Source organism: Oceanobacter antarcticus (genome assembly GCF_044962685.1).
Classification (GTDB): Bacteria; Pseudomonadota; Gammaproteobacteria; order Pseudomonadales; family Oceanobacteraceae; genus Oceanobacter; species Oceanobacter antarcticus.
Genome location: NZ_JBBKTX010000018.1, coordinates 24085 through 50465, shown reverse-complemented (window position 1 = coordinate 50465; position 26381 = coordinate 24085). Strand labels below are relative to the sequence as shown.

The following is a 26381-nucleotide window of genomic DNA, read 5'->3' as shown; positions in this document are numbered from 1 at the left end:
TGTCCTTATACGCCGTCAGCTGGCGAATGCCTGCCAGGACTCAATACGACTTCCTGATCAATATGTCCGAATTTAATACAATGTTCCAGCCAGTCAGCCAAAAAGCGATTTAACTGGGTTTTTTCATCCGGCAAACGCATCCTGTCATTCGGATAGTCGTAGCGTCCTTCACGGACACGCTCGTTCTGAAACCCAATCACTTCCGCGAGGCGCACATCGTGGTACATGCGCACACTCATAACCGGCGGAGCCAGCCAATTTGCCGTTTCATCAAACTGGGCAACTTTCAGCATAGTGGTGTATCGGTGACTTGCCTCAATTTTAACGGATATTCTGAGCGCGGGTTGCGAGCCATTACTCATGCTGTACGTATGTTGTACACCAACAGTGTGATCTGGCACCAGTTTTTGCAGACGTGCATAGTTGGCCTGTCCAAGAGAGGATAAGACAGACAGGTCAGGAACATAACGTTGTCGTGTGCGGTTGCTCATAATCACAATCAAGGTTGCACAATGAATCAGCACTGCAGCAGTCGCTCAGCACTGGCGTAATTCACTGTGATGAATTTTCATCCACTGCAGCGCAATAATAGTGGCTGCATTGTTAATTTTACCTGTGTCAAACGCCTGCCAGGCGGCTTCAAAACTCATCAGGCACAAGCGGATATCTTCATGCTCGTCTGGCAATCCATGAATACCGCCAACGCCATGGCTATCCAGTAACCCACAATATAGAGATGAACCCGTTCACTGCTGCCCCCAGGAGAAGACCAGTAACGATAAATCGGCAGCAGCTGGTAAAACTGACAACCAGCCTCTTCCATCGCCTCGCGAGCAGCCACCTGCTCCACCGACTCTCCGGGTTCGATCATCCCTGCTACCAGCTCAGTCAACCAGGGGGTCTGATCATCAGCGAGGGCACCAACCCGAAACTGTTCGGTTAATACCAGTAAATCCTGTTTGGGGTCATACAACAGCACGCACACCACTTCTCCGCGCTCGAACAACTCACGGCAAAAAGTGTCAGTCCAGCCACCCGCAAAGGTCTTGTGACGCAGCCACAGGCGTTCGATACGAAAGAAGCCCTGATAAGCCACATCCTTGCGCGTGAGCACCCAATCTTCATGACCTGGCGTTGTATCTGCGTAATCCATGCTTGACCTGACTATATTACTGGACAAGAATATTTGTGATTAGCCACAGGCACGCACTGTTCTGAACGCATGCACAATGCCACCACGGGCCACTGGTTTTTTTCTGATAAACTCGTTGGCAGTCTACTTTCCAGGATTCAGCAAAGGTTTTGCCATGAAAAAACTGCTTTCCATCTCAGCCCTGGTACTGGCATCCAGTGTCGCTACAGCGAGTGACCTTAGCACCATTTACCGCCAGGCGGCCAGCAACGACGCGGAAATTGCCGCCGCCAGAGCAACGCGGGAAGCAAATAGCTATAACGTGATGATTGCTCGCGGTGCTATTTTGCCTCAAGCCCAGGCGTCCTACAGCTACACGCACTATGATGTTGAAGCCGATGGTGCCAGCATCGTGAATATTATCCAGAATAACGACTATTCAGTATCGACCAACAAAGCCGATTATGAGCTTGGTTCGCTACAACTGACTGCTTCCCAAACACTGTTTAACCTCAACAGCTGGTATACCTATCAGGCAGCCAAAACCGTGGACAGCAGCTACGAATCCCAGCTGCAACTGGCGGAGCAACAACTGCTGGTACGTACTGCCCAAGCCTATTTTGATATCCTGCGGGCGGCCGACAACCTTGAAACCGGCAAGGCCGAAGAGCGTGCGGTCAAGCGCTCACTGGAACAAACCCGCCAGCGTTTTGATGTCGGCCTGATTGCCATTACCGACGTTCATGAAGCACAGGCCAGCTACGACCTGTCTGCCGTCAACCTGCTGAGCCTGCAGGCGGCCCTGGACGTCAGCTATGAAGCTCTGGAAGTCCTGACTGGCCAACGTTACGACGACATTGCCAGCTTGCAGAGCGATGTCAAAATGCAGATGCCTGCTCCTGCGGATGTCTCCTCCTGGGTCGAATCAGGTCTGGAGAAATACGCCGGTATTCGCATGGCGATCGCACAGAAAGAGGGCGTACGTCTGCAGCGCAATGCAACCCGCTCCAATCGGCTGCCAACCGTCAATCTCAGCGCCAGCTATACTACTGGTGACAGTGCACCAACCTATACACCTGACCCGACCGATTCAACGGTCAGCACCATTGGCCTGACGGTTTCCATGCCATTGTTTAGCGGTGGTTCCCTGTACGCGCAGAGTAAACAGTCCGCCAGCAACCTGGCTACCGCCGACTACCAACTGGAACAACAGCGTCGCGGCGTAAAACAGAACATCCGCAGCCTGTTCCGCCAATTGCAAACCAGCGTCCAGAACATCAACGCCCGCAAGCAAGTCATCACCTCGGCACAAAGTGCCCTGAAAGCCACTGAAACCGGCTATCAGGTCGGCACCCGTAACATCGTCGAGGTACTGAACGCACAGAAAAACCTGTTCAGTGCCCAACGTGATTACGCCAATGCCCGTTATGACTACATCATTAATTTGCTCAATCTGAAGTTTTACGCCGGAACCCTGAGTGAACAGGATATTGATGTGTTGAACAGCTGGCTGAAGGCCTAAACAGCGCAAGGCAAGGTGGGCGGGGAATAAAGCCCGCCCTACGCCTACACGGATCAGTATCAGTAGTCTGATTTCCATCAGTTCAGTGCTTTCAGCACTTTTTCACCGGCCGCTGCCAGCCATCGATATTTCGTTGCTTGCCGCGCGCAATCGCCAGTTGGTGATCAGCAACCGGGCTGACAATCACAGATCCCGCGCCGATGGTGACATTGGCTCCAATAGCAACCGGCGCCACCAGCGCCGAGTTGGAACCAATAAAGGCGTTGTCACCAATACGGGTTAATGCCTTGTTCACGCCATCGTAGTTACAAGTGATGGTGCCAGCGCCAATATTGACGTTGGTACCAACCTCGGCATCACCAATATAGCTGAGGTGATTCACCTTCGAGCCAGCCCCGATGTGGGCTTTTTTTACTTCGCAGAAATTACCGACCCTTGCGCCATTAGCGAGATCTGCCCCTGGCCGCAAGCGGGCATAAGGGCCAACCACACAGGCTTGCGCCACGGCGGCTTCATCAATATGGCAATAGGCTTCAACTCGTGTTGCTGCTGCCAGCTGGCTGTTGCGTATCACACAGTAAGGACCAATCGTCACCCCATCGCCCAGGATGACATCACCTTCAAAGATACAGCCTACATCAATCGCCACATCGTGCCCCACCGTCAGTGAACCACGAATATCCAGCCGGGCTGGATCTGCCAATGCGACTCCGAGTCGCAGCAGATTATCCGCCTGCTGCCGTTGAAACACCCGTTCCAGTCCGGCCAATTGCAGTCGGTCATTCACCCCCTGAACCTCGTGCTCATGCTGTGGATGGATTGCCCGCACCGCAATACCTTCTGCCACGGCCAGCGCCACAATATCGGTCAGGTAATATTCGCCCTGCACATTGTTGGCCGACAACAACGGCAACCAGCGTCGCAGATGACTGGCTGACACCGCCAGAATGCCGGTGTTCACTTCACCAATAGCGCGCTGTTCCGGGGTTGCGTCTTTATGCTCCACGATGGCCTGAATGTTGCCGCTTTCGTCGCGCACAATACGGCCATACCCAGTGGCATCAACCAGCTCAATTGTCAGTAATGCCAAGCCGCCTTCCTGTCCTTTGGAGGCATGGGTTTGTTGCAGTAGCGCCGACAACGTTGCGGGGGTGATCAAGGGGACGTCACCGTATAACACCAGCACCAGCGCATCGTCCGGCACCTCCGGCAGTGCTTGGGCAACCGCGTGGCCAGTCCCTTGTTGTTGTTGCTGTATGGCCCAGCAAACGTCCTGCGCAATGGCCGCTTGCACCTGTTCGGCACCGTGACCAATAACCACATACTGACGAGCACCGGCGAGCTGACTGGCGCTGTCCAGCACGTGTTGCAGCATGGGTTTGCCAGCCAGCGTGTGCAGCACTTTGGGCAAGTCGGAGCGCATCCGCGAACCTTTGCCTGCGGCCAGAGTGATAATCGCTAACGGGAGATCGAAGGAAGGAGATGGCTGAGACATGAAGGGTGCTCGCTTACCGGATAGCTGCCTGAATTGAGCGTCATTCTAACAGGCTGGCATCTTGCAGCCAGCCTGGGTGTCCCGCTTCGCTAGATTATACTGGCCGAGCTGTTAATGGCTGTTCGTTAATGGCTGTGGCCGGCTTCATGGGTATGGCTGCGAAGTGGCAAATCGATACTGTCATCCTGCTCTTGCAAGATCAGTGACGCCTTGTCGAGGTCGGTGTCCGGCGTTAAGCCAGCAGCATTCACCGCTACGGCTTCCAGGCAGGCTTTGGCGCGCTGGGCCATATCAGCAATCAACGCCGGATAGGCATCACTGGTAATATCAATTTGCAACGCCATCGGATCCAGCTCACCGCGACCAACGTTAATCCCCTCAACAATCCGATCCACCAGTGCCGGTGAAAACTCCGGCTCACTGAAGACACACACCACTTCGCCGCTCAATAACTGTGAACGCATGGTCTGCAGTGTGCGGATGCCTGGCTTTTGTTCTGGACTGAGAGTAAAGGAACCCACCTGATTCAGACCCATGGCGGCGACCCAGTGGTCGTAGGCGCGGTGAAAGACAAAAAAGCCTCGCTGCTGCACCGGCTGCAGTAATTGCCGCGCCGCCGCTACCGCCAGATCCACCGCGTTGGCAAACACCGCAGGATCACGACCCACCCGCTGCGCCAACTGCTGCTGAGCCTGCTTCATGATGTCGGGCGACAGCCACCAGTGTGGATCCTGAATCGGACTCTGCTGGCCCAGCTCGGCAACATTAATCCACATCTTGTCGGGCCAGCGAGTGGCAAAACCTTTCAGGTACGGCTCGGTCACCGGCCCGGCCCAGAGAATAATATCGGCGCTCTGGATTAGATCGATGTCGGAAGGACGCAGGGCAAAATCGTGCGGTGTCATGCCGGGTGGCACCAGTACCCGCAGCCGCTCAGCCGGAATCACCGAGGCGGCGACCAGCGCCAACGGATGCACACTGGCCAGTACCATCGGCGCCGGTTTGGCGGTTTGCCCGGATGAGCTGGTCATGTCGGTATCAGCAAACGCTGGCGTAGTGGCACCCAGAAGTACCAATAACAGCAAAAATATCACTTTCTTCATTGTGTCTCGTTCAGTCTTTCGTAAAATTGCAACATTATAACCTAAGGTTGCCCATCCATGAGCCAGAATGTGTACCAACCCCACAATCATACGCACTGCGTCACAAAGGCGCTGAGTCAGGCCCAGGCACTGTGCAACGACAAAGGGGCGCGCCTGACCCGAGTACGACAACGGGTACTGGAACTGATCTGGCAAAGCCACAAACCGGTTGGCGCCTATGAATTACTGCCCGCACTGGCCAGTGATGGCTTTAATTCCGCGCCGCCCACTGTCTATCGGGCACTGGATTTCCTGCTCGATCTGGGGTTGGTGCATCGCCTGCATTCACTCAATGCCTATGTCGGTTGCAGCCATCCTGGCTCAAGCCATCCGGTTTGTTTTTTTATTTGCGAATGCTGTGGCCAGGCGCAGGAATTACCGGACGACAAGCTGCAGGCTCTGACCCGACAAGTGGAGCAAGTCCTGGGAGTGCAAGTACGCCACCAGCTGACCGAGCTGACCGGCCTCTGCCCCGGCTGCCAGGCCGAATCTGGACAAACGGATACTCTCCATGTCTGAAGCGACCCTGCTGTTAAAAGCAACCGGACTGAACCTCAAGCGTCGCCACAAACAAGTATTAACCGATATTAACCTGGAGTTGCATGCTGGCCAGATCCTGACGCTGATTGGCCCCAACGGCTGTGGCAAGTCGACGCTGATCCGCGTCTTGCTGGGACTGGAAAGCATCGATTCCGGCTCGGTCTGGCACCGTAAAGCCCTTACCGTCGGTTATATGCCGCAACATTTACAACTGGAACCGCGACTGCCCCTGACTGTGCTCGGATTTTTGCGGCTGGCTCGGGGAGCACGTGACAGCGCCATCCACGGCTGGATCCAGCGATTGGGCATCCAGCTACTGACCGATCAGGATATTCAGGATTTATCCGGCGGCGAATGGCAACGGGTGTTACTGGCCAGGGCACTGCTACTCAAGCCCGACCTGCTCGTACTGGATGAACCCGTCCAGGGTGTCGATGTTCAGGGCCAGCACGAACTCTACCGGCTGATCCCAACCCTGCGCGACGAACTCGGTTGCGGCGTATTAATGGTCTCTCACGATCTGCATCTGGTGATGGCGGCCACCGACGAAGTGATCTGCATGAATGGCCATATCTGCTGTTCTGGTCACCCGGATCATGTCTCCGGCAGTGAGGCGTACCAGCAACTGTTTGGCCAACGTACCGCGCCGATTGCCCATTACACCCACCATCATGACCACCAGCATTGTCTGGATGGCCATATCGATCACGACCAGACTGCGGAAACCAGCCAGCCATGAACGCTCTGATGATGTCTTACTGGTGGCTGATGCCACTCTTCAGCGGTTTGCTGCTGGCTTGCGTCACCGGGCCACTGGGCAGCTTTGTTGTATGGCGACGGATGGCGTTTTTTGGCGATACGCTGGCACACGGAGCGCTGCTGGGGATTACCCTGGGGGTGATTTCCGATATTCACCCAACCCTGGCGCTGCTGCTCAGCTCGCTGGTACTGGCGCTATTGCTGTATCCGATGCAACGTGTCATGTCGCTCTCCTCCGATACCTTGCTGGGGATTATTTCCCACAGCATGCTGGCTGTCGGGCTGGTGGTACTGAGCCTGGCGCAGGATGTGCGGGTTGATCTGATGGGTTACCTGTTTGGCGATTTACTGGCGGTGACCAGTAACGATACCTTGCTGGTCGCGCTAGCGGCGGTGGTCTGTATCGGCCTGATTATCTGGCAATGGCGCGGTTTGCTGGCGACCACCGTCAGCCCGGAACTGGCCACTATTGACGGCTATCCGGTGGCACGACTGCAGTTATTGCTGATTCTGATGCTGGCGTTGGTGATTGCCCTGGCAATGAAAATTGTCGGCATCCTGCTGGTCAGCGCCATGCTGATTATTCCCCCGGCGGCGGCCCGTAGCCTGTCACGCACCCCCGAGCAAATGGCCCTGTTTGCCAGCCTGGTCGGCATTCTGTCGGTACTGATGGGCATGACGGCTTCGTTCTGGTGGGACACCCCGGCCGGGCCAAGTGTGGTGGTCGCCGCCACACTGCTGTTTGTCGCCAGCATGGCGGTTACCCGGCGCTGATCAGGTTCGGGGAAACTGCGGCACTGTGCGTGCTTACTGACCTTCTCTGATTGTCGACAGCAGCACCGGTGTGTCATCCGACAGGTTCACCAGCAACACGCCATCATCGGTGGTGAGATAGTCCGCCTCCTCATCAATGATGATGTCGTTACACGCCAGATCAGCATAGTCACCGGTTTCAACCGCAGACCAGCTACCGGAGACATCAAAACGTTTCAAACCACCGGCATAACAGACAAACAGGTTATCACCGTCAAGCGCCAGCCCGGTTGGCTCGTCGATCGCGACCAGCCCGCGTAAGGTTGGCGCGTACAGATTGGTGATATCATAAATCATCAAATGATTATCGTATTCCGTGCCGCCACAGCTGCCGCTGCCATTACTCAGCGTCACATACATGGTATTGCCGTTGGCAATCACCGGGTCACAGCTGCGAGCATGATCAACGCCAGTTTCATACGTCAGATAACCCTCGGCTCCCACATGGACGATCAAGGTTCCAGTGGTGGTTCCCAGAAACACCCGATCCGCCCCATAAGGAAAAACCGTTTCGATTTCCCGATTGACATAGACGCTATCCGCCTCATACAGGGCACCGGTTTCGCTGTCGATTAAAAAACTTTTGACCATCGAGCTGTCGCTCACAATCAGAAAGCCGCGCTGTATGGTAAATCGCGACGTTGAACCCGCTGTACCATCCGCACCATTGGCGCTATCGGTATCCGCACCACAGCCCGACAAGACAGCGACCAGAGCCAACAGCGACAATAAAAACAACCTTCCGTGCTTCATGGCTGTTCCTCCACCTGTTCACCGTAGAGCCAGGTATGGCCGTCAGGATCAATGTATCCAATCAGAATTTTGTCGGTATCGTAGCCCTTGGCGATACGTTCATCGGCTGCGCTGAACCAGGCGTTCTGCCAGAAGCTGTCAGGGGTGATAAAACGGAAGACATCCAAGTTGCGAATCACTCCGGCACTGGTAAAGGTGCCGCTTTCCAGCGCTTCAAGATCGATCGCCACCAGATCGGTAAAGGCATTGGCGTAAAGCACGTCGTCCTTGATGCTGACATCAGTCACACCCGCAATCGGCAGGTAGACCTGCCGCATCGGATTCTGATTGTCGCTGACATCAAAAATATGAATGCCACGATAGCTGTCGATCACCGCCAGCCAGTGCTCCAGCTGGTAAATCTTGCCGCTGATTTGCAGCGTCGCGTTATTGCCGTATTCCGGCTCGATAGCCACGCGCCATTCCTCTCTGGTCAGCACAATCGCCGTGCTGCACTGGCTGCTGTCGTCGCTATTACAGGGGTTATCATCGAGAGTACAGGCCAGTTGCGACCCCAACGCCAGGAGTGAAACAGGCAGTACTGCCAGGCGAGTATCAAACGGAAAGGGCGGAGCGCTGGCCATCCAGCCTAACGAACGGGCCGCCAGCAAGGTCATATATGCCAGCAGCAGAGCCAGCAGGTCGAGCGGATCAAAGGTGGCCGAAGCAGGCCAGCCATATGCCTGTAAGACTTCAGCAGTCAGACCCACCAGCAACAAGGCGATCCAGCCAGACGGCCAGAGCTGTTGAACATTACGAGGGAAAAAACAGCACCAGAGCACCCCCATAAACAACAGCCATACAAATGATGGTGCGCTGGCAGCAAACCCGTTATCGGAGCCCAGCCAGTGGCCATGACGGCCAGCTTCAACCAACAGCACCAGCATCAGGGTCAGCACCAACAAGCCGCCAAGATGCCGAAACCAGATATTCAACCAGACACAGAGCGTACGCGCCGTCATGCAATCCCTACCTTCCCTGTCGGGGTTAATGTATGCCCGTGCAATCTATTAGGGGCATCTATTTAATCCGGTGTTCACTCAGGGCGCGGGTTGCCGCCGTGCAGGATTAAATAGATGTCCCCTATGTCCCCTACTGGTTACATTCCGGCCAGCGCGGCCAGAATCGGAGTCAGACGCCCAGGACGAAACGGAGGCTCAATATAACCTCTGAAGTGCCACTCTGCATCCACCAACATCAAGTTGGCCGAATGATCCATCAAATATGGCGCTTCGCCGCGATCAACCCTGGCGTAGAAGCCATTGATCTCCTGCGCCAGCTGCGCCAGCGCCTGGGAATTGCCGGTCAGACCGACAAATACCGGGTTAAAATATTGTAGATAAGGCGCCAAGCTGGCGGGTCGATCCCGTTGTGGATCCACCGACACAAACACCACCTCCAGACGTTGACGAGCCTCATCCGGCAGCGCTTTCCAGACCCGGTTCAGATCCGCCAGCGTGGTTGGACAGATATCCGGGCAAAAGGTATAGCCAAAAAACACCAGCTTCCAACCCGAGGAGAAACTGGCCTGATCGCGGCGTTCGCCATGCTGGTCAATAAATTCGAAGTCGCTGACCGGACTGCTGTGATTAAACAACATCACCCCACTGGTGGAGCCCAGTCGCGCTGCCGGATCGGCCAGATGAGCCATCAACATCCCCACAGCAGCCGATACAGCCAGCACCACGAAGAGTAAGATAGCGCCGACGCGGGACGCTGCAGACACCCGATTGTTCATTTACGTTCTCCTGTTGCTGATTCGTGAGTATACCAGCCATGTCGTTTACATCCGCTGTGCCAGCCCCCGGCTGGGCCGCGACACAAGGTCGCATCCTCGCCATTGCCTGGCCGGTGATGCTGAGTAATATCACCGTGCCACTGCTGGGTCTGGTCGACAGCGCGATTCTCGGCCATCTGCCCGACGCCGCTTACCTCGGTGCCGTCTCAATTGGTGCCCAGCTGTTTACCCTGCTGTGCTGGAGCTTCGGCTTTTTACGGATGGGTACAACCGCGCTGACGGCACGCAGCTGCTCGGCAGCCGAACAGACCGGGGTATTGGGCCATGCGTTCTGGCTGGCTCTTCCCCTGAGCGCCATTATTGGCTGCGCTGGCTGGCTGCTGTTACCTCAGGTCATCCCTTGGATGGGGGCGACGCAAGCGGTCTCTGACGGTGCCCAACTGTACCTCAGTATTCGAGTCATCTCGGTGCCGGCAGTCTTCGCCCAGTATGCGCTGCTGGGCTGGTTTATCGGACGTGGCCAAACCCGTGTACCGCTGATCATTATGACCATCACCAACCTGGCGAATGGTGGCCTGGATGCCTTGTTTGTCTATGGTATGGACATGACCACCGATGGGGTTGCTCTCGGCAGTGTGATTGCCGACTACCTCGGTCTTGCCACCGGGCTGTGGTTTGTCTGGCGGCTGCAGGCAAACGTTGAGACTCCCGCTGACCAGCACAACCTGATTCACACAGTTCTGCAGCGTTGGCACCGCCGCCCGTCCTGGCAGCAACTACAACCCATGATCCGCATCAATCGCCAGCTGTTTGTAAGAACGCTGACGCTGCTCTTGGTATTCGCCTTTTTTAACGCTCAGGGTGCTCGCCAAGGCGAGCTGATTCTGGCGGCCAACAGCCTGATGATCACCTTGCTGCTACTGATTTCCAACGCCCTGGACGGCATTGCCCATGCGGCAGAAAGTCTGACTGGACAAGCACTGGCGCAGACCGGTCAAACCGCACACCAGCGACGCAGCCGCGATGCTATCGAACGCCTGTCCGTTAACGTTCAACGCATCATTATTATTACTGGCGTCAATTCTCTGACATTGGCAATCCTGCTGAGCCTGATCTTTACCGCCGCAGGCAACTGGTTATGGCCACTGTTTACGAATAACCCGGCGCTATTACCATTACTGGATGAGTACCAAATCTGGCTGATTGGTTTGCCTCTGGTCGGCTTCTGGAGCTACTGGCTCGATGGTCTGTGTATCGGCGCCGGTGCCGCCAGCACCATGCGTAATGCCATGTTAACTGCCGCACTACTGGTATTCATGCCGCTTTGGTGGCTCACCAGCGAGCTGGGCAACACCGGTTTATGGCTGAGTTTTTATGCGTTTTTATTAGCCAGAGCAGTATTTGTGATGCGCTTCACACGTCAGCTTTATTGCGAACCTGTCTCTTTTGCACCAGAGCACTAATCGACTGGCCAGTCCGTCAATATTTACTATACTTTTTTGATCAGCACCTACATCCAAAAGTAACTCATTGATTTTACTATAATAACTTAAAATACAGAGGTAAGAATGACGCCCATGGCCGTAAGCAGCCCGCGTGTACAAAACGATCTGCAACAAGGATCTGATCTGGAAGCGCGCATCACCGCGAGCCTCAACAGCCTGAGCCGTATCGTTCACTTGGCCAGTGAAGCCGCCGTCAGCCAGCTTTGTCAGTACACCCTGGCCTATTGCGTCTATCAGCGCCTGGTTCTGCCACCACTCAAGCACAGTGCGCCGCGTCTGCACCGGCGCATTGAAAACACCCTGCCACTGCTCGAGCTTTCGATACCAGCCGGTGCCTCTGGCAGCCTGATCGCCCTGCGGCAGGCCTATTTTGTGCTGCGGATGCTGGAAACCTGCGGTGACAGCTATAGCGCCCGTTATGGTCAGCCGCTGCTTGACCATGATCCTGCCACCGCCAACATCGTTATACACACCTTGCTGGGCGACGATGCGGCGCGCATTGATGAGCAGGTGGAAGCCCTGATCGATCATCCAGATCCTCTGATCAATCATTACCCTTCCGGCGCGAGCGCAACCACAGTGACCCGAATCTGTCAGCCATGGCCCTGTCTGTCGGCCAGCCTGGGACTGTCGAGCCAGTTACTGTAGGGCACATATATATATGACTGCACTCGAAATGGCAGTGTTAAATATCGACTCAAAATGCTCATTGGTCACTCATCAACTCGGCGTTGGCTTTTCCTGTGTCGCTCTAACGCCTGCATCCATGCAGGCGTACGCTTTGCGCTGATTTTTGCCTTGGCCTTTCACCGTTCGCTGCATTTTCAGATGCACTCTGTAGCCCCGAATCGACTACAAACCTATTACTGACCCACTACGCCCGGCATCATGGCTGACACATGCTCCAGCACAAAACTCTGCAGAGCCTTGATTCTGCCGCTGCCTCGCATGTCCTTGTGATACACAAACCACATATAAGAAGGCTCCGCATGGAGACCAAACTCAACCAGCTGCAGCGCTTCATGGCTATTACCCGAGCGCTGTAACATGCCGATCGGGCCAATGCCCATTCCCGCCGAGACTGCTGAATAAATATCGGTAAAGCTGTTGCTCTCAAATACGATCTGATGAGGCTCAAGACGCTCCAGCAATTGCCAGATACCGGAAATCTGACGCTTGTTACCCGACGGCAGCACCCACTGATGACGATTCACATCCGCCAGCGACCTCGGCGTACCATAACGCTGGATATAACGTTTGGCGGCATAGTACTCCATGGTGGCGGGCAGCAACCGGCGCGCAATCAGATCCGGCTCCTGCGGCTGGCTGCCCATGCGAATGGCCACATGCACATCGCCGCTGACCAGAGACATCCGGTCATCGGTGGCTACCACCTGCACCCGGATATGCGGATACTGCTCCCGAAAGGCATGTAACAAGGGAGCAAAAAACAGCGAAAAATCAGACACCGTCGAAATCCGCAGCGTGCCGGACGGCGATGCCTCAAATGACGTCAGGCCGGAATATAACCGCAGCATGTCATCCGCAATCGGTTGCATCCGTTGCAGCATCAACTGACCGGCATCCGTTAACCGATAACCACGCTGGTGGCGGATAAACAGCTTCACCCCCAACTGCTGCTCTAGCCGGGAGATGCGCCGCAGCACGGTGGAATGGTTCAGCCCCAGGCGTTCGCCGGTCTTGCTCAGGGTACCCAGCTCCGCCACCCGGTAAGCAACGTAGAGATCATCCCAGCTGAAATCGTCATTTTGCACAATTAGACTCCCGAGCTACCATATAAATGTGCATTTTTGCACAATAATTGTCGAGTAATCGCTATTTTTACCACATTCAATATTGCGTAATGTAGGCAGCGAACAACGAATGAATACCATTCACCACTTTTGCTTTGATAGTGAGCCGAGCCACACAGCAATGAGACCAGCAAGGCAACAAGACAAGCTGAAAGGACAAGAGGGAGCGTTATGATCACCAACACCGCCAGTCGCTACGGACTGATCGCCATCGCCTTGCATTGGCTGATGGCTGTAGGCATTTTTGGCATGTTCGGTCTTGGCCTGTACATGGTTGAACTGACCTACTACGACAGCTGGTATCACGGCTCGCTGGAATTTCACAAAGCCTCTGGCGTGCTGCTGGCACTGGTATTTTTAGCCCGGCTGCTGTGGCGGCAAATCAACACTGTACCGACCGGCCTGTCGGACAAAAAAATCGAGAATCAGGCTGCCCACTTGGTGCATTTGGGCCTGTACCTGGTGATGGCCGCTCTGTTTATCAGCGGCTATCTGATTTCTACCGCCGATGGCCGCGCCGTCGATGTGTTTGGTGTGTTTGCTGTCCCCGCCACCCTGACCGACCGTGGCAACCAGGAAGAAATTGCTGGCAAGGTGCACGAACTACTCGCCTGGTTACTGATCGGAATGGTGGCTTTACACGCCCTCGCGGCGTTAAAACACCAGTTTATTAACCGGGACAACACTCTGAAGCGCATGCTCCGGCCGTAAACCCGGCTACTGGCTCTCTTTTTAACAAATAGATCAACCAATTAACCGATCAAACAACGATTTAACCAACCATTAATTATCAGACCCTCAAGGAGCTCGACCATGAAAAAACTGCTGATAGCCCTGTCTGTTGCTGCTGCAGCCATGACGGCCACTGTCGCCAACGCCGCTGACTATGTAGTGGATACCAAAGGTGCCCATGCCTCCATCAACTTCAAGGTCAAGCATCTGGGTTACAGCTGGCTGACAGGCCGCTTCAATACATTTGAAGGCAAGTTCGACTGGGACAAGGCTAAACCAGCCGCTGCCGACATCGAGATCAAGATTGATACCACCTCGATCGACTCCAACCATGCGGAACGTGATAAACACCTGCGCAGTAAAGATTTCCTCGCCGTCGACAAATACCCGACTGCGACGTTCAAAAGCACCAGCTACAAGCCAACAGGCGACGGCAAGGGTGAGCTGAGCGGGGAATTCAACCTGCGCGGCGTGACCAAAACCATTACCTTCCCGGTCAGCCAGATTGGTGAAGGCGATGACCCATGGGGCGGTTACCGCGCTGGATTTACCGGTACCACCACCATCATGCTGAAGGACTACAACATGGATGGTTACCTGGGTAACTTGCCGGTCGAACTGGAATTAAACGTGGAAGGTGTTCGCCAGTAACTCTTCGAACTTTTTAGAACTCCCACCGCCTCTGGCCCAGCCTTGCGGCTGGCCAGAGGCTGATCTGGCTCCCACACGGGAGCCAGAATTCCGGCTTATTGCAACCGCTCTGCCAGGGTTTGCGCTAGCTCCTGCTGGAGTTTGTCGGCCACCGCCTCGGCCGCCCCTTGCCAGGCATTAGCCTCTAGACCCGAGACCCCACGGGCCGTGTCACTGAATGACGACAATACCCGACCATCGCGATCCGCTATGGTGATCCGCGCCTGCACAAACGCATAAAAACGACCACCTTGCTGCCGCGAGCTGCGTTCGGCACTGACGCCAAACACCAAATCAATATTATTTTGTGGCTGCCCTGGTGTCTGCATGCGCAATCCCTGTGACGTCAGCGTTTCGATCAACGCGCCCTGCATCAGCCGGGCATCATCATTGTCAAACGACAAGCGCACTGTTAACTGATCCAGCAGCGTGTAAACCCGCTGCTGCAAAGCCTTATGCTCTGCGGATAACGCCGGTACCCGGTGTTGTACACTGACCAGACCCAGCTTCTCCGCAAACGCCTGCCGTTCGGCAATCAGGCCCAGGATTGGCAGCATCACACGCAGTTGTTGCAAGGTATCACCCTGAGGCTGGACATTGGCGTACTGATCCAGTTGTTGCTCTACTTCGGCCATTTGCTGGCGCAAACGGGCAGATGCCGCTGTACGATCCAGCTCCGCCAGCGCATAGGCGTAGCCATTGGCCACGCTGGCATCGGTAATGCTGACCTCATCGAGCTGTACTTCGGCAACCTGACTGCGAGCGTATTGGCTGACGCTCCGCTGCACACGGGTTGCTGTACCGGTCGCAGCGGTTTCCGTCACGGTGGAAGAAAAATCACCACTGATGGTCACCCGTAACTGACTGACCAGATCCACTCGTGCCAGCTCACTGGCACGCTTGACCGCACTGGCCGGATCACCGTACACCTCGATACTGCCTACGCCGTAAGCCATTCCAGCAGCAGAGGGCGGCGTCACCGCCCAGTCGGGAGTGCCGTCCCGCGACAAACGGGTGTCGTTATCCGCCATGCTGTTGTCCGGCTGGCTCGGTGCGGAGGCACAGGCCGCCAGCAACAGACAACACCCGGCGGCGACCAGGTTTTTGAGCATATGGCAGTGTGCTTGGTGAGTCATGCGTTACAACCCGAACGACGACTTTTTCTGGTACTTCTGAATCTTCTTCTGGCCATTCCAGACTTCGATATTGGATTCCATATCGATCAGCTTCAGATCCACCTGATAAAAGGTAACGCGTTCCTTGTCGGCCTGATCCACAATCGAATTCAGCGTCCCGGACAGGGCATAATCGGCGGCTTTTTCCTGCCCCTGCGCCTTGGCATCCTTGGCATTCAGCTCCTGATCAGAACGTTCATCCCGTACTGATTCACGTTCTTCGCCGCCAGCAACAAAGCTGGCTTTGCCAGAACGAATAATGCTGCGCTTGATATCATTGATAAAGGTATCCACCGCGATATGTTCATGGGACTTATTGCTGATGCGCTGGATAATCACCGTAGGCTTGCGGCCGTTGTTCATCTCGAACTCGGTCGCCCAAGGGAATGACACCATATCGGCGACCATTTCTTCAGCAACCAGGCGTGAATCAGTAGCATTCCAGCGATCCGACAGGGCAATTTCTTCATTACTGTCAACACGCTTGACCTGAGTACTGCAACCCGTCACGGCCACGGTAGCAAGTACCACACAGCCAATCAGCAGCGTCTGCGGTGCTTTTACCAACGGTGCTTTGATAAACGCAGACTTTCGCAACATATGCATAAACATGGTCATCCTCTCCCTTTCCAATAAATATTTACCGATCAGTATTTTGCAACAGAAGCCGCAACACCCGCACACCAACCATAGCAGGCACGGATTATCTGGTTGTTGATATATTCCCCAGCGAGCGTACCTGCCACAGAGCAATCTGGCCCGGCTGCAACGTCATCCGGGTTTGATGGGTATCGACCACGCCGGGTTCCAGCGTTGACGTCAAGGTCAGTTCATTGTCGCCCGCTGGCAAGGTCAAGCGCCGGATACGAATATCACTGGGCAACAGAATCCAGCTGCGGGTTTCAGCGGCTTCGCTCAGTTGCGCCGCCAGCTTGCCAATAAACGACATCACTCCCTGGGAATCAACACTGTTACCCAGCGCTTGAGCCGACACGGCTTTTAGTGCCGAGCGCGCCAATGCTTGCTGGATATCAGACGATGACTTCAGCAGCCGCTCCTGAATCGCCAGCTGTGCCGGGCTGGCCGCTTTGTCCAGCGGCAACGACCGTGCTTGACCCGGCGTATTCACCACCAGTGTCGATTCACCCAGCAAGGTTGGCGGCCGATAGTAGGGCACCGTTACGCGTAACGAAGTGCCAATGGCCTTGTCGAGGCCCAGATCTTCGATCTGTTTCCAGGCTGGCCCCAGTAAAATGGTTTTGGTAAAAGGACTGAAAACAAAGCCATTACGGGTGCCATCCAGATAAGCCGTAAGGATGTTGTAGATACCCTTGTCAGCGTAAAGCAAATAAAACCAGGCCCAGGCATCGCGATCATTCGCACCAAGGTAGGGCTGCAACTTGATGGAACGGGTATTGGGGTCGGTCCACATATTCACATTCAGCTCTTCCAGTTCCGGAGCCAGTCCCTTGTGTTCAATCACCACGACTTGCGCCTGCTGCGGGTCGAGCTGATCCAACTGCTGGCGTTGGGAGGCGGTCAGCTTGTCTTGCGTCAGGCGAGTCAGTTCCGCACCGTAGCCACCGGCCAACGTCATCATGCGCACGGTATCAAACCAGGCCTGCTGCGCCATTCCACCCCCTAACCGATACTGTTTGGCATAACCCTGTTCGTAGGTTTCAGCGGCTTTCTGGTAGCTGATGCGGGCATCATCGTACTCCCGGTTCATTTCAAAACTGAGGCCGGTAAGGTAGTGCGCCAGGGCATCGTCGCGATAGGTCAGATTATCCTTGTTGATCACGCTGCCAGACAACACCCGGAACAGGCTTTTCAACTCGCCATAAGTACTGTCAGCCTGCTCATTTTTGTCGGCGTAACTGCCTTTCTGGTCACGCATATCATTCAGTTTGATCACCAGCCGACGGGCTTCGACACGGGCGTCGTCCAACGCATCCAGACGCTTGTCACGGCTGCTTTGAGCCGCTGCCATTGAGAGATAATTCAACGCTTTATAATAATTGATCAGCAGTTTTTCATGGGGTTGTCCGGCATAGTCAGCCTGACGGGCATTGGTAAACATCGCCAGCGTACTATTAACCACACTGGTGGTTTCCAGCTGCTCGCTGATACGCTCAGCCTCTTCAAAGGCCTGGTTACTGCCGGGATAATCGGCATTCAGATGGCGGATAACACCCAGTTCGAGATAATAGAGCAAGCGGTCACTGCCGCTGGGAGAGAGCGCCTGTTTGAGTTGCGCTTCGGAGGTGGCGAAGTTGCCTTGTTTGACATCCTGCAATACGGCACTCAAACCCGCCCCATAGGTGGCGCAGCCCTGAAGTAACAGCAAGAGAATAACTGGCAAAACATTGCGCGCCTGACACCTGATCACAACAAACAACTCCATGTTGGCAAGAGCGCCAGTCTAACGACCGAAGCCGCCGCGACCAAGTTAAAATGTGCTCCAGCGGTCGGATGTCGGGCGTCAGACCTAACGCCCAACGTTCAGCAGCAGACGTACGTCAGACCTTGACGACAATCAGGCGTCAGGCGTCAGGCCGATAATTCTCAGCGGCTGCTCTTCCTCATCCAGCAGCGCCTTGCCATCCAGCGGTGTTACCCGAGTGGCAAGTTCGGTGGCGAGGTTATTCTGTTCATCTTCAACAGCCTGTTCCGAGGTGGTTTGCGTGTAACCGCAGCTCACGCATTCACGCACTTCTTCCCCGGCTTCATTGCTGAACATCACCAGCCGATCCATCTCGGCGCATTTGGGACAGACCGCACCGGCAATAAAACGGCGCGGACGTTGACGTTGGATGACTGTCATCAGGCAATCTCGTCTTCAGTGGTGGATTGTGGCAGGTCGATACCGCAGTGGCGCAACAGTGGCTCGACCGATGGCGCACGGCCGCGGAAGTTCTCGAACAACTGCGCCGCTTCGCGACTGCCGCCCTGGCTGAGGATCTCATCAAGAAAGCTCAAGCCCGTCTGCTTGTTAAAAATACCTTCGTCTTCAAAGCGCGAAAAGGCATCGGCACTCAACACCTCGGCCCACTTGTAGGAGTAATAACCCGCCGCGTAGCCACCCGCAAAAATATGGGTAAAGCTGTGCTGGAAACGGCTGAACGGCACAATCGGCACGACGGTTACCTGGCTGCGGACATCATTCAGCAACGCCTGAACATCCGCACCCTGATCACGGAATTCGTGATGCAGGCGGAAATCAAACAACGAAAATTCGATCTGCCGCATGGTGCCCATGGCGCTCTGGAAATTCTTCGCTGCCAGCAACTTGTCGAGCAGCGCTTTTGGCAGCGGCTCGCCAGGTTGCCCGTTTTTATGCAAATAGTGTCCAGAAATAAACGCCAGTGCCTCCGGCTCGTAACACCAGTTTTCCAGAAACTGGCTTGGCAGCTCCACCGCATCCCAGGCAACGCCGGAAATACCACTCACCGCCGCGACGTCCATACGGGTCAGCATATGGTGCAAGCCATGGCCAAATTCGTGGAACAAGGTGGTCAGCTCGTCATGGGTTAGCAGCGCTGGCTGTTCGCCCACTGGCGGGGTGAAGTTACACACCAGATAAGCGACCGGCAGTTGCAGTCCCGCTGCAGTCTGGCGGCGCGTCCGGCAAACATCCATCCAGGCACCCCCGCGTTTTTTCGCACGGGCGTAAAGATCGAGATAGAAAGACGCCAGATGCTGGCCATCTTTGTGAATTTCAAAAAAACGCACATCTGGATGATAGCTGTCAAAATCCTGCTGCTCGACAAACTCCAGGTCGAACAAACGCGAGACCGTTTCAAACATCCCCTTGATCACGGTATTAACCGGCAAGTACGGGCGAATGTCTTCCTGCGAAATGGCGTAACGCTGTTGCCGCAATTTTTCGGCGTAATAGCCCACATCCCAGGGCTGCAGATCGTCGGCGTTGTAGTCGTCTTTGGCAAATTGCTTCAGTTCCGCTATTTCGCGCTCCGCCTGCGGCTTGGCTTTTTTCGCCAGATCATCAAGAAATTCCAGTACCTGAGCGGGTGACTCAGCCATTTTACTCGCCAACGACAACGCCGCATAACTCTCGTAGCCCAGCAGCTGCGCCTGCTCATAACGCAATTGCAGGATTTCCAGCATTAGCCCGGAGTTATCAAATTCACCGGCATTTGGGCCAACGTCTGAGGCTCGGGTGACGTTGGCGGTATACACCTCTTTACGCAGCTCACGGTTATCGGCATAGGTCAGCACCGGATAGAAAGACGGAAAATCCAGTGTAATCAGGTAACCGTCCAGCTCTTTCTGCTGCGCCAGTTGCGCCAGCAGGGATTTGGCGCTGTCGGGCAAGCCCGCCAACTCGGCTTCATCGGTGATGTGTTTGTGCCAGGCATGGGTCGCATCCAGCACATTCTCGCTGAACTTGCTGGTAATTTCCGACAGCCGCTGGCTGATGTCGCCAAAACGCTGCTTTTTCTCGGCGGGTAAATCGACACCGGCAAGGTGGAAATCACGCAGTTCATTATTGATCGTGGTTTGCTGCTGCACAGTCAACGACGCAAATTCCGCTGACGCCTTCAGCGCTTTGTAGGCATTGCACAACTCGGCATTTTGACCGATTTCGGTGCTGTACTGGCTCAATAACGGCAAACAGGCGTTGTAGGCTGCGCGTAACTCATCCGAGTTTTGCACGCCATTCAAATGCCCGACGGGCGACCAGGCCTTGTTCAGCTCGTCATCCCACTGCTCTAGCGGAGCCGCCAGATTATCCCAACCCGGTGCCGCACCCGACGCTTTGAGATCGGCCAGTAATTGCGCCAGACGCTCGCGATTACGCTTCAACAGGGATTCAATAGCAGGCTGTATATGCTCAGGCTGAATCGCCGAAAACGCTGGCAACAGCTGATCTTCAAGCAAAGGATTGGTCATGAATAGTCATCCGTAATCGAAGGGGCAATAGACAGAGTATTTGGGGCAATACGCGACAATTCAAGGAGAATCCTGCAACGATACATTTTCGCTATCAGTGTTGCAGGGTTCAATCCAGCGGGAGCCTGCATGGCAGCAGGCACTCCCAGGATACGCGCCGCCATGAACCTGTCGGTATAACGCCTCGGACTCAGGCGTTCATAAACGGATAGTCGGTATAACCTTCCACCCCGGAGCTGTAAAAAGTGTCCGGGTTGGGTGTGTTCAACTCGGCACCCGCCTTGACGCGCTCAGGCAAATCCGGATTGGCCAGCAGACCAGTACCAAATGCCACCACATCAGCCTTGGTGGCCGCTACAGTCGCCGCCGCTTCTTCCGGGCTGTAACCCATATTGACCATCAGTTGGCCGTTATAGTACTCACGGGCAACCGTCAGCACGTCGCCACTTTGAATGCCAAAAAAGTCCGCCCGCATAACATGCAAATACGCCAGGTCAAAACGATTCAACTCGGTGGCCAGATATTGCATCCAGCCCATCGGGTCGCTGTCGGCCATGCTGTTAAAACTGTTTAGCGGCGACAAGCGCAAACCCACCCGGCGACTGCCAATTTCAGCCGTCACCGCTTCCAGTACTTCAAACAGCAAACGCGCGCGATTTTCCAACGGGCCGCCGTATTCATCGGTACGCTGGTTGGCCTTGTCGCGCAGGAACTGGTCGATCAGATAGCCATTGGCACCATGCACTTCGATGCCATCAAAACCGGCGCTGATCGCATTCGCGGCGGCGCGGCGGAAATCTTGCACGATGCTGGCGATTTCATCTTTTGTCAGTGCACGCGGTACGGTGTAAGGCTTTTTGCCTTCCGGCGTGTGGACTTCATCTTCAATCGCAATTGCGCTGGCAGAGACTGCTTCCTTGCCACCGTTCAACAAAGGATGCGCAGCCCGGCCAGCGTGCCATATCTGCATAAAAATCTTGCCGCCTTTGGCGTGTACCGCAGCGGCTGTTTGCTTCCAGCCTTCTACTTGCTCGGCAGAATACACGCCAGGGTCATTACCAAACGCCGACGTTGCTTCCGTGACCATCGTGCATTCGGTAATCACCAGACCGGCGCTGGCACGTTGGGAATAATATTCTGCCATCAATGCGTTAGGCAGGTGGTCAATTGCCCGGCAGCGGGTCAGTGGCGCCATTACAAACCGGTTGGCAATTTCAACGTCACCCAATGACACAGGAGTAAACAACACATCCAGATTCGACATAAACAGATCTCTAGCAAGTGAATGGTGGGGAAGCTCTAATATGAGTACAGTAACGACGGATTTCACCCGCCCGACTCGAGACACATTGTTGCACCAGCAGATCAGCCAGCGGGTAATTGACAACACAATATTCACAATACCGCCTCCACAACATCCGACCAACAACACAGGAGTACCGCGCGATGAAAAGCGTACGCAGCTATCAGGGTCAGACCCCCACACTCGGCCAACGCGCCTTTGTCGACATCAGTGCCGTAGTGATTGGCGACGTACAACTGGGCGATGACAGTTCGGTTTGGCCACTGGCGGTGATTCGTGGCGATATGCACCACATCCGCATTGGTGCCCGCACCAGCGTGCAGGATGGCGCGGTGCTCCACATCACCCACGCCAGCGACTACAACCCCGGAGGCTACCCGCTGATCATCGGTGACGACGTCACCATCGGCCATCAAGCCATGCTGCACGGCTGTACCATCGGTAACCGCGTTCTGGTCGGGATGAAATCCATGATCATGGACGGTGCCATAGTGGAAGACGACGTTATCGTTGGTGCCGGTGCCACCGTCACCCCCGGCAAGGTACTCAAAAGTGGCTGGGTCTACATGGGAACGCCCGCCAAACCGGTACGGGAAATCACCGCCAAGGAACGCAGTTTTTTCACTTACGGAGCCGGGAACTACGTAAAACTGAAGGACAAACACCTGGCCGAGGGTTATGACCAAGCGTAGGGAAATAATTTGACACTGGAGTTCGCCAAGCCGCCAAGTTCCGCCATATTGCATCCATGAATTAGCCATGATCACAGAGCAATTTCGAGGAACCCCAACCTGAACAAAGAGCTCAGCGTTGAGGATATATCAGCAGGCCTACACCACCCTCGAAGACATACACTGATGGCTGCCTCCGGCTACTGGTTGGGTTGGGTCGGTTTGGGTCACTGTGTTCAGAGATCAGACTGAAGTGATCAATGCCCTGTGCACCCTGGAAGCATACCCCAATACCAGAGTTCCTGAGTTATCCCGCCATAGCGATCCTTAATCGTCCAACCGCAGTCATCAGGGTATAAAGAGAGATTGCCATAGAGTCACACTTGCCCACACCCGCTCCGGAGGCCACCCATGACTGAGATTTGTATCTTCCCCATCCCGGACTGCGTTACCTTCCCCGGCACCGTATTCCCCTTGCATGTGTTCGAACCGCGCTACCGCAACATGATTCAACACTGCCTCGACAGCCACACCCCCGTTGCCATCTGCCATACCCAAAAACTACTCAGCCCGGCCAAACCCAACCAAGATCTGGAAACAGCGCTGCATAGCAACCAAGCCACCTACAAACCCTACCCGATATTTTCGGCCGGCCAACCACAACTGCTCGAAACCCTCGACGACGGCCGAATGCTGCTGAACATTCATATTCGCCAGCGTTACCGAGCCATCACCGAAAAACAAACACTGCCCTACATGATCTACGACTGCGAACCCTTCCTCGACCGCACAATCGACCCGGAAGACCTCGACTACCATGAAGAACTCAAACAACGCATTCTCAAACGACTGGACGCCCTCGCTTTCCAGCAACCGGAATTCCTCGACGTCTATAAAGCCAACGACTGGCAGGTCAAACCCGTCAACGAATTCAGCTTCCAATTGTTCGGGCTGATTGCTTTCGGAGCAGACATCCAGCAACACATACTGGAAATGGACAACATCACCGACCGGCTCGAACAAGCACTGGAACTGCTGATCCGTATTGGATAACGGCCAAACACAAAGATGAGCCGAACACATGCGCCATTCGGCTTGAATTTTGAGCCGAATACCCGTAATAATTGGCTCACCGACTAAAAAACGAACACACTCAATGGACACCACCTGGATCTGGCAGCAGCCAACATGGCCACACTTTTTATGGGATGACAGCCGGATACAGCCGCGTCTACGCCAAGTACGTCTGCAGCTTGGCATCCTGTTAGGCAAGACAACAATGCACCCAGGAGAGCAACAAACCCTCGACACCTTGCTGAACAACATCCTGTCATCCTCGGCGATTGAAAATGAAACCCTCAACGCCAGCTCCGTACGCTCTTCGCTGGCCCGGCGGCTGGGCGTCGACGAAGCACAACCGTACCCGGTAACCGACCAATCCGAAGGCATCAGTCAAATGCTGCTTGATGCCATCCAGAACGTGCAATTACCGTTAACACTAAAACGTTTGTGCCAATGGCACCGGTGGTTATTTCCGGCGCCAGAATCGGTACTCACAAGCAGACCGGTACTGGTCGGAACACTACGCGGCGACGAACCGATGCAAGTGGTATCTGGCCGCATTGACCAGCCAGTCGTCCACTTCGAAGCGCCCCCCCGCACCACCCTGAACGCAGAAGTCGACGCCTTCCTGCAATGGTTTCAAAACAGCCAGACCGATCCATTGCTCGACCCACTGCTGCGCGCAGCGCTGGCACACCTATGGTTTGTCACCCTGCACCCCTTCGACGACGGTAACGGTCGCATTACCCGCGCCCTCACGGACATGGCACTGGCGCAAGCCGACCAGCAAAGCATTCGTCTGTACGCCATGTCGGCGGCCATACTGACTCATCGCACCGAATACTACGACAGACTGGAAACCATCCAGCGCGGCGATATGGACATCACTGAATGGCTGATGTGGTTTCTCGATATTCTGCAACACACCCTCGACCAGGCCTTGAACGATATTGAACACACACTGGCCAAAGCTCAATATTGGCAACAATTCCGCCACACAGGGCTAAGCCCGGAACAAATAAAAGTCCTGAACCGTTTGCTGGATGGAGGAGAAAAAGGCTTTGAAAACGGCATCAGTGCCAGCCAGTATCAGAAAGTCGCCAAGGTGAGCAAAGCCACGGCCACCCGCCATCTGGCCGACCTGTTGGCTAAAGGATGTATTAAAAAACTGCCTGGTGGTGGGCGGAGTACGAGGTATAGAACTAGTTAATACTCTTCTATGGCATCCGAAGAATAGATTGAGCAACGATGATACCGAAGTAACTCGGCATCCGGCTGAAACTTCCCTGGTAATTCAAGTCGTTTACCTTCGTACGCCAACACGGTTGCTGTTATAAAATTATCTGGCGCTTTTTTGAGCTGCGTTGATACGATCACGGTCAAATCATCTGTAATAGCAATCAAGCCTTGATCAAATGCCCGATCGTGCAACACAGACAAGCACAGTCCGTTATGAGGATTTAAACGATTTTTTGGGTCATCGCGCCAGGGAACAATATGGCTCGCGATCAAAAATTTAGGATGCGATAACCCACTGATGCAGCAGCGGCTTTGGTAGGCACTCAGTACAGCTTGGCGAAACAGCGACTGGCCTACTCGGGCTTTAGTCGCGACTATTCGATCGTCGCCTACAGAACTGACCGGCTCACCTTGTACTTCACAGCCCTCTTCTATCTCCATATTCAGTTCGTTAACCAACTCGTGAGTCTGATCCAACTGCTCTATCGCTTGCCGAGAGCCGAGTGCGAAAGCCTCCCAGTCGGCATTCATCTCGTCCCACATCGCTCTATCAGCTTTGGATGTATTCGACATCCCTTTGCGGCCAGAACGCCGAATGGCAGGATCAAGACTAGCAAGATTCGTCAGCTTCAAAACAAGCGCATCAGGAGTCCGGCTAATCAGCTGGGCGTAACGGATAATTTCTGGGTTGCGTGCATGAAATTTCCCGAATGGAATCCGACAATAAAGGAAAAAGGCGACCAGCAGTTGTTCACGAGTCCAGAGATTAACAGCAGCCACGGCAAAGTCCTTTCAAGGTGATGAATCAGGCTAACACCACCACTCGATGGAGAAAATAATTTGTGGTGACGCTTTCTTCCCCACCCCCTCAATCAGCACGTTAGCCGTTAACGTTGAAGATAGCTTAACCCCTGGTAGCCTCTGGGAGAGCGGGCCGCGGTGCCCGACGCCGCTGGCTACTACCCTACCACTTCCACAAACATCTCGGCGGCTTCTTCGGTCACCACATAGCCTTTGCTGTTTAACGCGGTAAAGCCGTTGTTCAGTACCGGCAAGCCATCGCTGCCTTCCAGGCAGGTCCAGACGCATTCCGGGGATTCTTGCATAATCAGCAGCACTCGTTGGTATTCCTGCCCGTTGGCCGCCATCAGGCAACCGTTGTAGTCGGCCTGTTGGTTAAAGACGTTGGTTATCGGGCGGTATTCGTCAAAAAATTCCTGGCGGGTAATGGTACTCATACGGCTCTCCGGTCATTTGGTTCAGTGTGCCTTGAGGCATGCGGGCTTGGCCATCAAAACCGTACTGACATTCCCTGTCAGTACCCCTGCCCCAGACTTATTTGC

At 54.8% G+C, this 26381-nt stretch carries 27 protein-coding genes; 11 read left to right on the top strand and 16 right to left on the bottom strand.

Translation table 11 applies throughout. The annotated features are described in order from the left end of the window. Positions 1 to 5: 5 nt before the first annotated feature. A complete protein-coding gene (locus WG929_RS14590; protein ID WP_416206651.1) occupies positions 6 to 491 on the bottom strand; it encodes a DUF1249 domain-containing protein in 486 nt (161 codons plus the stop codon). A gap of 158 nt (positions 492 to 649) precedes the next feature. After that, positions 650 to 1153, bottom strand: a complete 504-nt coding sequence (locus WG929_RS14585) for an NUDIX domain-containing protein (protein WP_416206650.1) — start codon at positions 1151 to 1153, stop codon at positions 650 to 652. Between the two features lie 154 nt (positions 1154 to 1307). Between WG929_RS14585 and WG929_RS14580 the strand changes: the two genes are divergently transcribed. Further along, entirely contained in the window at positions 1308 to 2654 is a 1347-nt protein-coding gene (locus tag WG929_RS14580; protein WP_416206649.1) for a TolC family outer membrane protein, read from the top strand. A gap of 91 nt (positions 2655 to 2745) precedes the next feature. Here WG929_RS14580 and glmU read toward each other — a convergent pair whose 3' ends face one another. Next, on the bottom strand, positions 2746 to 4149 hold the full coding sequence (glmU, locus tag WG929_RS14575; protein ID WP_416206648.1) for a bifunctional UDP-N-acetylglucosamine diphosphorylase/glucosamine-1-phosphate N-acetyltransferase GlmU: 1404 nt from the start codon (positions 4147 to 4149) through the stop codon (positions 2746 to 2748). A 125-nt stretch (positions 4150 to 4274) separates the two neighbouring features. Beyond that, positions 4275 to 5252: a metal ABC transporter solute-binding protein, Zn/Mn family gene (locus tag WG929_RS14570; RefSeq protein ID WP_416206647.1), complete on the bottom strand. Its 978-nt coding sequence runs from the start codon at positions 5250 to 5252 to the stop codon at positions 4275 to 4277. A 57-nt stretch (positions 5253 to 5309) separates the two neighbouring features. Here WG929_RS14570 and WG929_RS14565 point away from each other — a divergent pair, with 57 nt between their 5' ends. The 3 genes from WG929_RS14565 to znuB are packed head-to-tail and all read left to right on the top strand — an operon-like array spanning position 5310 to position 7364. Next, positions 5310 to 5810, top strand: a complete 501-nt coding sequence (locus WG929_RS14565) for a Fur family transcriptional regulator (RefSeq protein ID WP_416206646.1) — start codon at positions 5310 to 5312, stop codon at positions 5808 to 5810. After that, on the top strand, positions 5803 to 6570 hold the full coding sequence (locus tag WG929_RS14560) for an ATP-binding cassette domain-containing protein (protein WP_416206645.1): 768 nt from the start codon (positions 5803 to 5805) through the stop codon (positions 6568 to 6570). The genes WG929_RS14565 and WG929_RS14560 overlap by 8 nt, the downstream gene beginning before the upstream one ends. Further along, entirely contained in the window at positions 6567 to 7364 is a 798-nt protein-coding gene (znuB, locus tag WG929_RS14555; protein ID WP_416206644.1) for a zinc ABC transporter permease subunit ZnuB, read from the top strand. The genes WG929_RS14560 and znuB overlap by 4 nt, the downstream gene beginning before the upstream one ends. Positions 7365 to 7397: 33 nt before the next feature. Here znuB and WG929_RS14550 read toward each other — a convergent pair whose 3' ends face one another. The 3 genes from WG929_RS14550 to WG929_RS14540 form a co-directional block, all read right to left on the bottom strand. Continuing rightward, a complete protein-coding gene (locus WG929_RS14550; RefSeq protein WP_416206643.1) occupies positions 7398 to 8156 on the bottom strand; it encodes an LVIVD repeat-containing protein in 759 nt (252 codons plus the stop codon). Further along, positions 8153 to 9157, bottom strand: coding sequence for a hypothetical protein (locus WG929_RS14545; protein ID WP_416206642.1), 1005 nt, complete (start codon positions 9155 to 9157; stop codon positions 8153 to 8155). The genes WG929_RS14550 and WG929_RS14545 overlap by 4 nt, the downstream gene beginning before the upstream one ends. 137 nt (positions 9158 to 9294) lie before the next feature. Next, positions 9295 to 9933: an SCO family protein gene (locus WG929_RS14540; RefSeq protein ID WP_416206641.1), complete on the bottom strand. Its 639-nt coding sequence runs from the start codon at positions 9931 to 9933 to the stop codon at positions 9295 to 9297. Positions 9934 to 9971: 38 nt separating this feature from the next. Here WG929_RS14540 and WG929_RS14535 point away from each other — a divergent pair, with 38 nt between their 5' ends. Continuing rightward, complete coding sequence (locus WG929_RS14535) at positions 9972 to 11396, top strand: MATE family efflux transporter (protein ID WP_416206640.1); 1425 nt, start codon at positions 9972 to 9974, stop codon at positions 11394 to 11396. Between the two features lie 114 nt (positions 11397 to 11510). Further along, positions 11511 to 12086: a hypothetical protein gene (locus tag WG929_RS14530; RefSeq protein ID WP_416206639.1), complete on the top strand. Its 576-nt coding sequence runs from the start codon at positions 11511 to 11513 to the stop codon at positions 12084 to 12086. 215 nt (positions 12087 to 12301) lie between these two features. Here the strand turns inward: WG929_RS14530 and WG929_RS14525 are convergent, their stop codons facing one another. Further along, on the bottom strand, positions 12302 to 13213 hold the full coding sequence (locus tag WG929_RS14525) for a LysR family transcriptional regulator (RefSeq protein WP_416206638.1): 912 nt from the start codon (positions 13211 to 13213) through the stop codon (positions 12302 to 12304). A 210-nt stretch (positions 13214 to 13423) separates the two neighbouring features. Here WG929_RS14525 and WG929_RS14520 point away from each other — a divergent pair, with 210 nt between their 5' ends. Both WG929_RS14520 and WG929_RS14515 read left to right on the top strand, forming a co-directional pair. Beyond that, positions 13424 to 13963: a cytochrome b gene (locus WG929_RS14520; RefSeq protein ID WP_416206637.1), complete on the top strand. Its 540-nt coding sequence runs from the start codon at positions 13424 to 13426 to the stop codon at positions 13961 to 13963. A 102-nt stretch (positions 13964 to 14065) separates the two neighbouring features. Beyond that, complete coding sequence (locus tag WG929_RS14515; protein ID WP_416206636.1) at positions 14066 to 14635, top strand: YceI family protein; 570 nt, start codon at positions 14066 to 14068, stop codon at positions 14633 to 14635. Between the two features lie 95 nt (positions 14636 to 14730). Here the strand turns inward: WG929_RS14515 and WG929_RS14510 are convergent, their stop codons facing one another. The 6 genes from WG929_RS14510 to WG929_RS14485 form a co-directional block, all read right to left on the bottom strand. After that, positions 14731 to 15810 (bottom strand): hypothetical protein, encoded by a 1080-nt coding sequence (locus WG929_RS14510; RefSeq protein ID WP_416206635.1) that lies wholly within the window; start codon positions 15808 to 15810, stop codon positions 14731 to 14733. Positions 15811 to 15813: 3 nt separating this feature from the next. Then, positions 15814 to 16461, bottom strand: a complete 648-nt coding sequence (locus WG929_RS14505) for a penicillin-binding protein activator LpoB (protein WP_416206634.1) — start codon at positions 16459 to 16461, stop codon at positions 15814 to 15816. Positions 16462 to 16552: 91 nt separating this feature from the next. Continuing rightward, positions 16553 to 18211 (bottom strand): COG3014 family protein, encoded by a 1659-nt coding sequence (locus WG929_RS14500; protein WP_416206633.1) that lies wholly within the window; start codon positions 18209 to 18211, stop codon positions 16553 to 16555. Between the two features lie 174 nt (positions 18212 to 18385). Further along, positions 18386 to 18673, bottom strand: coding sequence for a YheV family putative zinc ribbon protein (locus tag WG929_RS14495; protein WP_416206632.1), 288 nt, complete (start codon positions 18671 to 18673; stop codon positions 18386 to 18388). Beyond that, positions 18673 to 20763: an oligopeptidase A gene (gene prlC / locus WG929_RS14490; protein WP_416206631.1), complete on the bottom strand. Its 2091-nt coding sequence runs from the start codon at positions 20761 to 20763 to the stop codon at positions 18673 to 18675. The genes WG929_RS14495 and prlC overlap by 1 nt, the downstream gene beginning before the upstream one ends. Before the next feature lie 190 nt (positions 20764 to 20953). Continuing rightward, positions 20954 to 22027 carry an alkene reductase gene (locus tag WG929_RS14485; RefSeq protein WP_416206630.1) on the bottom strand — a complete coding sequence of 358 codons (1074 nt, stop codon included), beginning with the start codon at positions 22025 to 22027 and terminating at the stop codon, positions 20954 to 20956. Between the two features lie 182 nt (positions 22028 to 22209). Between WG929_RS14485 and WG929_RS14480 the strand changes: the two genes are divergently transcribed. From WG929_RS14480 to WG929_RS14470, 3 genes are all read left to right on the top strand, one after another. After that, positions 22210 to 22758, top strand: coding sequence for a gamma carbonic anhydrase family protein (locus WG929_RS14480; protein WP_416206629.1), 549 nt, complete (start codon positions 22210 to 22212; stop codon positions 22756 to 22758). 390 nt (positions 22759 to 23148) lie between these two features. Next, positions 23149 to 23790 carry an LON peptidase substrate-binding domain-containing protein gene (locus tag WG929_RS14475; protein ID WP_369856261.1) on the top strand — a complete coding sequence of 214 codons (642 nt, stop codon included), beginning with the start codon at positions 23149 to 23151 and terminating at the stop codon, positions 23788 to 23790. Between the two features lie 103 nt (positions 23791 to 23893). Further along, complete coding sequence (locus tag WG929_RS14470) at positions 23894 to 25009, top strand: Fic family protein (RefSeq protein WP_416206628.1); 1116 nt, start codon at positions 23894 to 23896, stop codon at positions 25007 to 25009. Here WG929_RS14470 and WG929_RS14465 read toward each other — a convergent pair. Then, positions 25006 to 25818, bottom strand: coding sequence for an HNH endonuclease (locus WG929_RS14465; protein ID WP_416206627.1), 813 nt, complete (start codon positions 25816 to 25818; stop codon positions 25006 to 25008). The two genes, WG929_RS14470 and WG929_RS14465, sit on opposite strands and share 4 nt — an antisense overlap. A 179-nt stretch (positions 25819 to 25997) precedes the next feature. Next, entirely contained in the window at positions 25998 to 26276 is a 279-nt protein-coding gene (locus WG929_RS14460) for a hypothetical protein (RefSeq protein ID WP_416206626.1), read from the bottom strand. Positions 26277 to 26381 lie beyond the last annotated feature (105 nt).

Coding starts and splice junctions, on each gene's coding strand:
- WG929_RS14590 (WP_416206651.1), bottom strand. CDS start 491: ATGAGCAACCGCACACGACAACGTTATGTTCCTGACCTGTCTGTCTTA.
- WG929_RS14585 (WP_416206650.1), bottom strand. CDS start 1,153: ATGGATTACGCAGATACAACGCCAGGTCATGAAGATTGGGTGCTCACG.
- WG929_RS14580 (WP_416206649.1), top strand. CDS start 1,308: ATGAAAAAACTGCTTTCCATCTCAGCCCTGGTACTGGCATCCAGTGTC.
- glmU (WP_416206648.1), bottom strand. CDS start 4,149: ATGTCTCAGCCATCTCCTTCCTTCGATCTCCCGTTAGCGATTATCACT.
- WG929_RS14570 (WP_416206647.1), bottom strand. CDS start 5,252: ATGAAGAAAGTGATATTTTTGCTGTTATTGGTACTTCTGGGTGCCACT.
- WG929_RS14565 (WP_416206646.1), top strand. CDS start 5,310: ATGAGCCAGAATGTGTACCAACCCCACAATCATACGCACTGCGTCACA.
- WG929_RS14560 (WP_416206645.1), top strand. CDS start 5,803: ATGTCTGAAGCGACCCTGCTGTTAAAAGCAACCGGACTGAACCTCAAG.
- znuB (WP_416206644.1), top strand. CDS start 6,567: ATGAACGCTCTGATGATGTCTTACTGGTGGCTGATGCCACTCTTCAGC.
- WG929_RS14550 (WP_416206643.1), bottom strand. CDS start 8,156: ATGAAGCACGGAAGGTTGTTTTTATTGTCGCTGTTGGCTCTGGTCGCT.
- WG929_RS14545 (WP_416206642.1), bottom strand. CDS start 9,157: ATGACGGCGCGTACGCTCTGTGTCTGGTTGAATATCTGGTTTCGGCAT.
- WG929_RS14540 (WP_416206641.1), bottom strand. CDS start 9,933: ATGAACAATCGGGTGTCTGCAGCGTCCCGCGTCGGCGCTATCTTACTC.
- WG929_RS14535 (WP_416206640.1), top strand. CDS start 9,972: ATGTCGTTTACATCCGCTGTGCCAGCCCCCGGCTGGGCCGCGACACAA.
- WG929_RS14530 (WP_416206639.1), top strand. CDS start 11,511: ATGGCCGTAAGCAGCCCGCGTGTACAAAACGATCTGCAACAAGGATCT.
- WG929_RS14520 (WP_416206637.1), top strand. CDS start 13,424: ATGATCACCAACACCGCCAGTCGCTACGGACTGATCGCCATCGCCTTG.
- WG929_RS14515 (WP_416206636.1), top strand. CDS start 14,066: ATGAAAAAACTGCTGATAGCCCTGTCTGTTGCTGCTGCAGCCATGACG.
- WG929_RS14510 (WP_416206635.1), bottom strand. CDS start 15,810: ATGACTCACCAAGCACACTGCCATATGCTCAAAAACCTGGTCGCCGCC.
- WG929_RS14505 (WP_416206634.1), bottom strand. CDS start 16,461: ATGTTTATGCATATGTTGCGAAAGTCTGCGTTTATCAAAGCACCGTTG.
- WG929_RS14495 (WP_416206632.1), bottom strand. CDS start 18,673: ATGACAGTCATCCAACGTCAACGTCCGCGCCGTTTTATTGCCGGTGCG.
- prlC (WP_416206631.1), bottom strand. CDS start 20,763: ATGACCAATCCTTTGCTTGAAGATCAGCTGTTGCCAGCGTTTTCGGCG.
- WG929_RS14485 (WP_416206630.1), bottom strand. CDS start 22,027: ATGTCGAATCTGGATGTGTTGTTTACTCCTGTGTCATTGGGTGACGTT.
- WG929_RS14480 (WP_416206629.1), top strand. CDS start 22,210: ATGAAAAGCGTACGCAGCTATCAGGGTCAGACCCCCACACTCGGCCAA.
- WG929_RS14475 (WP_369856261.1), top strand. CDS start 23,149: ATGACTGAGATTTGTATCTTCCCCATCCCGGACTGCGTTACCTTCCCC.
- WG929_RS14470 (WP_416206628.1), top strand. CDS start 23,894: ATGGACACCACCTGGATCTGGCAGCAGCCAACATGGCCACACTTTTTA.
- WG929_RS14460 (WP_416206626.1), bottom strand. CDS start 26,276: ATGAGTACCATTACCCGCCAGGAATTTTTTGACGAATACCGCCCGATA.